Genomic DNA, 6084 nt, shown 5'->3' with positions numbered 1-6084 from the left:
TCATTAGATTTAGGCATAACTGAGTCGCTTTTATTGGACATGTCAAAGTTACCATATTTTTTCAACCATGTTGCAACCGTGTGGCTACCTTGAATTCCATACTTGTCGTGGGCTTCTTTTACACTTATTAAACCCTGCTCAATTTCCTGAATTACAGCTAATTTAAAGCTATAGCTGTAGTCTTTTGAACTTCTTCTAACATACTGTTTCTCTGATTCTTCTTTCATAACGTTACTTTTTATGTATCGCTATTTCAGGACGAGACATAGAACATAAAAAAAAGAAGCCTCTTAATATTAAAAGGCTTCTTTTTTTTATGTTCTATATGAATTAGTATACTCTACACTCAGTACTTTCTTTCGTCTCGAAACTGGTAGCTAGAAACTAGCAACTTACTTTGCTTTTTCGCAATAGTAAATAATTTCTTCTCCCGGTAAACAATATCTTTTTACTATATCAACAGGAAGTTCTTTTACATATAGACTTTCTGTTACGATGAAGCCAGATGTTCTGATTCTGTCTCCGTAATCCAGTCCATATGTCCGCATATGATCATCTTGTCCATGTACACGTTCTCTTTCAGCCGGATCTGTAATGCTCGGATCTTCAAAAGTTACTGTGCGTGTAGGATCAATAGGGCTTTGTAATATGGCCCAACCTCCGGGTTTTAATACACGAAGCATTTCCTGCATGGCTTTAATGTCGTTGTCGACATGCTCCAATACGTGGTTGCAGAAAACAACATCAAATGTATTAGCTTCGAATGGAATAGCATGTACATCCATTTTAACTTTTGCCAACGGCGATTCAATATCTGCTGTAATGTAATCCAGGTTTGGTAATGCTTCAAATCTGTCGATGAAACAGTGTTCGGGAGCAATGTGAAGTAACTTAATGTCGGCTGTAAAGAAATTTGTTTTGTTTTTTAAAAACAACCACATCAGTCTGTGTCGTTCTAAAGACAAGCATTCCGGACATAATGCATTTTCTCTGCTAACAATTCTTCCATAGGGAAGCATTTTAGAGAATGTGCTTTTACAAACCGGACATTCAACTGCGTTGCCTTTGTATAGCAACTTCATTACTTTCATTGCAGCCGGACTTACGATCTGCAGATATTTGCGTGGTACTTTTCGTATTGCAAAACGAATCAATTCTTTCATGAGACGCTACGGATTAAAATTTTATACCTGTGTATGATTGAGGAGAAAGCTTACGCAATTCAACTTTGATTTCTTCAGAAACTGTGAGTCCGTTGATGAAAACCTGAAGCGTATCTTTCGTGATCTTACCTCCGTTTCTTGTTAAGTCTTTTAATGCTTCGTATGGATTCGGGTAATTTTCTCTGCGGAGAATAGTTTGGATTGCTTCAGCAATAACTGCCCAGTTATCTTCCAGGTCAGCATTGATAGCAGACTCATTCAATTCAAGTTTAGATAAACCTTTTTGTAATGATTTTAATGCAATCAGGAAGTGGCCTAATGGTACACCAATGTTGCGAAGCACAGTTGAATCCGTTAAATCTCTTTGTAATCTTGAGATCGGCAACTTTGTAGAGAAGTGTTCGAACAAAGCAATAGCAACCCCTAAATTTCCTTCGCTGTTTTCAAAATCGATCGGATTAACTTTGTGCGGCATTGCAGAAGAGCCAACTTCATCTTTCTTAACTTTTTGCTTGAAGTAATTCATCGATACATATTGCCATACATCACGATCAAAATCAATAAGAATTGTTGAGATACGTTTTAATGCATCAAACAATGCAGCAAGGTTATCGTAGTGTTCAATCTGAGTTGTGTATTGATTGCGTGACAAGCCCAATGTTGAGTTCACAAAATCATTTCCAAATTCGATCCAGTTTATTTCCGGATAGGCAACATGGTGTGCGTTGAAATTACCTGTTGCTCCGCCAAACTTAGCGCTATAAGGGATTTGGTGCAGCAGATTGATCTGATTGATCAAACGTTCAACAAATACCATAAACTCTTTTCCCAAACGGGTAGGAGATGCCGGCTGTCCGTGCGTTTTAGCAAGCATCGGAATTGCTTCCCAGCTTTTTGCCAATATTTCAATTTGTTTGATGGATGCTGAAAGTTCCGGATAGATACATGTGTTCAATACATCTTTCAATAACAATGGAATAGACGTATTGTTTATATCCTGAGAAGTTAAACCAAAGTGAATAAACTCTAAATAATCACCAAGCTCATACTTCTTTAATTTTTCTTTAATGAAATACTCAACCGCTTTAACATCGTGATTGGTTACTTTTTCAATATCTTTTATGCGTTGTGCATCTTCCAAGCTGAATTCCAGATAGATTGCACGTAATGCATTGTAGTATTTTTTGTCAAAGTTCTTAAGTTGAGGAACAGGTTTTTCGCATAAAGCAATGAAATATTCGATTTCAATACGTACACGATAGTGGATCAATCCGAATTCCGATAAAAAAGGAGCTAAAGAAGCTACCTGATTTCTATATCTTCCATCAATAGGACTGATTGCTGTTAATGCTTGTAATTCCATTTTACATACTTTTGAGAACATCAAAGATACCAAAATAAGTGTAATTTCTGGCTAAAAAATCGTGTTCTAAGCCCCAAACTTTATACACATTAGTGTCTGAAAAAAATGAAAGTGGTATATTCGTGAAATTATTACCCGTTATGAGCTCGAATAATCAAGTACGCATAGAAGAAAAAATCAAAGAAACAGCAGATGCTACGACATTTGTATTGGCACAAAATGATTTGATAAAACAGTATAAATCAGGACAGTTTATTACGCTTTTGCTAACAATCGGCGGAGAAAAAATCAGACGTTCCTATTCGTTTTCATCGTCACCGACATTAGATTCTAAGCCTAGTATTACTGTAAAGAAAATTCAGGATGGTAAGGTTTCTAGCTATCTGATTGATACAGTAAAGCCCGGCGAGTCCCTTGAATTTATTCAGCCTGCTGGAATTTTTACGTTAGATAAGGCATCAACTGATAGCCTAGTATTTATCGGAGCGGGCAGCGGTATAACGCCATTGATGAGTATGATCAAAACTGCTTTATCAGATAAATCCTATAAAAAAGTATGTCTGATCTATTCAAACAGAAATGAAGATTCCGTTATATTTAAAAAACAATTAGATCAGCTTCAAGCAACTAATTCTAATTTTTCGGTTGTTTATACCTATAGCCAGCCACATGATCATGCCTTGCCTACAGGCCGTTTAAATCAAAGTAAATTCATAAAGATCATAGAAAGCCTTTCGGATTTGGCTGTAGCAAAATCGGATTATTTCTTATGCGGTCCGGATGGGATGCTTGAAGAAGTGAAACATGGTTTAGAAATTCTTAAGGTTGCTGCTTCAAACATTCATAAAGAAAGTTTTGTTACGGCGAATGAAAATGACTCCGTGTTTGTAAGTGTTCCGGAACATTCAGGAGATGCGAACGAAGTTACGGTAATGTATCAGGGCAGTGAATATAAGTTCTCTGTTAAGCCTGGTAAAACAATTTTGCAGAGTGCTTTGGATGAAGGTATCGATCTGCCATACTCATGTATGAGCGGCTTGTGTACAGCTTGCATGGGTAAATGTTTATCCGGTAAAGTTGAGATGGGTGATCAGGATGGGTTATCTGAAAAAGAAGTTAAAAATGGTTATGTATTAACCTGTGTAGGTCGTCCGGCTGCTGCTGGAACAGTAATTGAAATTGACTAAGAAAAAGAATCTATGAAAAGAACATATTTGCCAGGTGATTTTACTGTAACAACGTGGGATACGCTTAAACCTTATTACGAAGAATTACTTTCAAGAAAGATTTCTTCTTCTTTAGAATTATATACATGGTACTTGGATCGAAGTGAATTCGAATCGGCGATTTCAGAAGACTTAGGTTGGAGATATATCAAAATGACCTGCGATACAACCAACGAAGAAATTAAAAATAATTTCAACTATTTCGTATCTGAATTGCAGCCGGCAATGGCTCCGTATTCAAATCAATTAGATACGAAAGCGCTGGAGGACCCTTTTTTAAAGGACTTGAAAGATAAAGAAGGATTTGATATTGTTATAAAATTATTAGAAAAGGATAAGTCGATCTATAGAGACGAAAACATTTCGATCTTTTCTGAAATCGAACAAACTGCTCACCAATTTGGTACAATATCCGGTGCTATGACTGTTACAGTAGATGACAAAGAAATTACAATGCAGCAGGCATCTGATTATTTGCTTCAGACAGATCGTTCGAAAAGAGAAGAGGTTTGGAAGAAGATAAATGAGCGCAGATATCAGGATAAAGCAACGTTGGATAGCTTATATACAACATTGATCGGTCTGCGCCACAAAGCGGCTCTGAATGCAGGTTTCAAGAATTTTAGAGATTATATGTTTACAGCAATGGGAAGGTTTGATTATACACCTGCCGATTGTTATGCATTTCACGAAGCAATTAAATCAGAAGTTGTTCCGATTTTAAATACGCTTGCGGAAGAAAGAAAAAAAGCACTTAAGTTAGATGCATTAAAGCCATGGGATTTATCTGTAAACTATTTTGGTGATACTCCATTAAAGCCATTTAAAGACGCAGATGATCTGACAGAAAAAACAATTGAATGTTTCGCTAAGCTGGATGCCTATACAGCACAATGTATAGCTACTATGAAAAAGATGGGACACCTGGATTTGATGTCGCGCAAAGGTAAAGCACCAGGCGGTTACAACTATCCGCTGGATGAAACCGGAGTACCATTCATTTTTATGAATGCTACTCAATCCTTGCGTGATCTTGTAACGATGGTGCACGAAGGCGGACATGCACTACATTCTTTCCTTGATGCGGATCTTGAACTGAATGTATTCAAACATCCGACTTCAGAAGTTGCAGAATTAGCTTCTATGTCAATGGAATTAATGTCTATGGAATATTGGGATATTTTCTTCCCCAATCCAAAAGATCTGGCACGTGCAAAAAGAGAACATTTAGAAAGTGTATTGCAAACCATGCCATGGGTTGCAACGATTGATCTGTTCCAACATACGATTTATCAAAAACCTGAGCATACTTTAGCTGAAAGAGAAGAGATGTGGAAAGCATCGTTCTACCCATTCTCTAACAATACGACTGATTGGTCTGGATTGGAACAGTATCGTATAAATGCATGGCAAAAGCAATTACATTTATTTGAAGTTCCGTTCTATTATATTGAATATGGAATGGCACAATTGGGTGCTATTGCAGTTTGGCGTAATTATAAAAAAGATCCTGCGAAAGGATATGAATTATATAAGCAGGCGTTAGCACTGGGTTATAAAAAATCAATCCCGGAAGTTTATAAAGCTGCCGGGATCAAGTTTGATTTCAGTAAAGAATACATCAAGGAATTGATGGATTTTGTAAAAGCTGAATTGGCTGCTCTAAGCCTTTAAGCAGGTACAGAAAATAATCGTTTCTTTGTTCCAATAGCTTCTTTGTTTGCATCAAGGAAGCTATTGTATTCATTTGCCAGCACGTCGTATCTACTTCTATAGTTCACTAACTGGTTATCGGCTTCCATAATTTCATTATCCAATTGATCCGCCAAAGGGTGTTGTGAAATCTCTTTTGTATTACCTTTTAAATTACGTACAAAGCGGATCAATTCATCTGTTTTGGTATCATATAGGGTAATGATTGAATCGGATAAATTATCCTGAGTATATTGGAACGTACGTATTTCAGTTATTAGTTTTAAGGCTTTAGCTACACCTTTTTCATCGTATTTTTTGCAATAAGAAATCTCTTCAACCAATCGTTTGATATTTGCAAATTTTTGGCTGTCTACCTGAATAACTGCATGCCAGGCGGAGTCAACAGAAGCGTTTAATGCTGAGGTCTGTTCAGAAATAGTCGGTGCTTTTACGACCTCAACAGTAGGTTGTGTGTTTTCCGGTTTTTTGCTGTCTGAACAGGCAACCGAAAGTACTGAAATTGTTGCTGCTAGAGCAATAAATTGAATTGCTTTCATGGTTTAGTAAATTGTTAGTATAAAGTAGTATATAAATGTAAAAATATATTTACTTTTTTCGTAATATCGTATAAATAAAC

Annotated in this window: 5 protein-coding genes and 1 pseudogene; 2 read left to right on the top strand and 4 right to left on the bottom strand. The window is 36.6% G+C overall.

The window, feature by feature from the left end:
• From A3EE_RS0110495 to purB, 3 genes and pseudogenes are all read right to left on the bottom strand, one after another.
• Positions 1-227, bottom strand: a pseudogene (locus A3EE_RS0110495) (transposase); the annotation flags it as partial.
• 165 nt (positions 228-392) lie between these two features.
• The gene (locus A3EE_RS0110490; RefSeq protein ID WP_018343400.1) at positions 393-1163 is read right to left on the bottom strand and encodes a class I SAM-dependent methyltransferase; all 771 of its coding nucleotides are present in this window, start codon (positions 1161-1163) and stop codon (positions 393-395) included.
• Between the two features lie 13 nt (positions 1164-1176).
• A complete protein-coding gene (purB, locus tag A3EE_RS0110485; protein ID WP_026209726.1) occupies positions 1177-2526 on the bottom strand; it encodes an adenylosuccinate lyase in 1350 nt (449 codons plus the stop codon).
• Between the two features lie 140 nt (positions 2527-2666).
• On the opposite strand from purB, the gene A3EE_RS0110480 reads away from it, so the two are divergent.
• Together A3EE_RS0110480 and A3EE_RS0110475 are read left to right on the top strand one after the other, a co-directional pair.
• Entirely contained in the window at positions 2667-3713 is a 1047-nt protein-coding gene (locus tag A3EE_RS0110480) for a ferredoxin--NADP reductase (protein ID WP_026209725.1), read from the top strand.
• A 12-nt stretch (positions 3714-3725) separates the two neighbouring features.
• The gene (locus tag A3EE_RS0110475; protein WP_018343397.1) at positions 3726-5426 is read left to right on the top strand and encodes a M3 family oligoendopeptidase; all 1701 of its coding nucleotides are present in this window, start codon (positions 3726-3728) and stop codon (positions 5424-5426) included.
• Here the strand turns inward: A3EE_RS0110475 and A3EE_RS0110470 are convergent.
• Entirely contained in the window at positions 5423-6004 is a 582-nt protein-coding gene (locus A3EE_RS0110470; protein ID WP_018343396.1) for a hypothetical protein, read from the bottom strand. The genes A3EE_RS0110475 and A3EE_RS0110470 overlap by 4 nt on opposite strands.
• Positions 6005-6084: the final 80 nt, after the last annotated feature.

It is taken from the genome of Cytophaga aurantiaca DSM 3654, from assembly GCF_000379725.1.
In the GTDB taxonomy this organism is placed as follows: domain Bacteria; phylum Bacteroidota; class Bacteroidia; order Cytophagales; family Cytophagaceae; genus Cytophaga; species Cytophaga aurantiaca.
The sequence above is the reverse complement of the archived record's forward strand: the minus strand, read 5'-3'. Positions and strand labels throughout refer to the sequence as shown.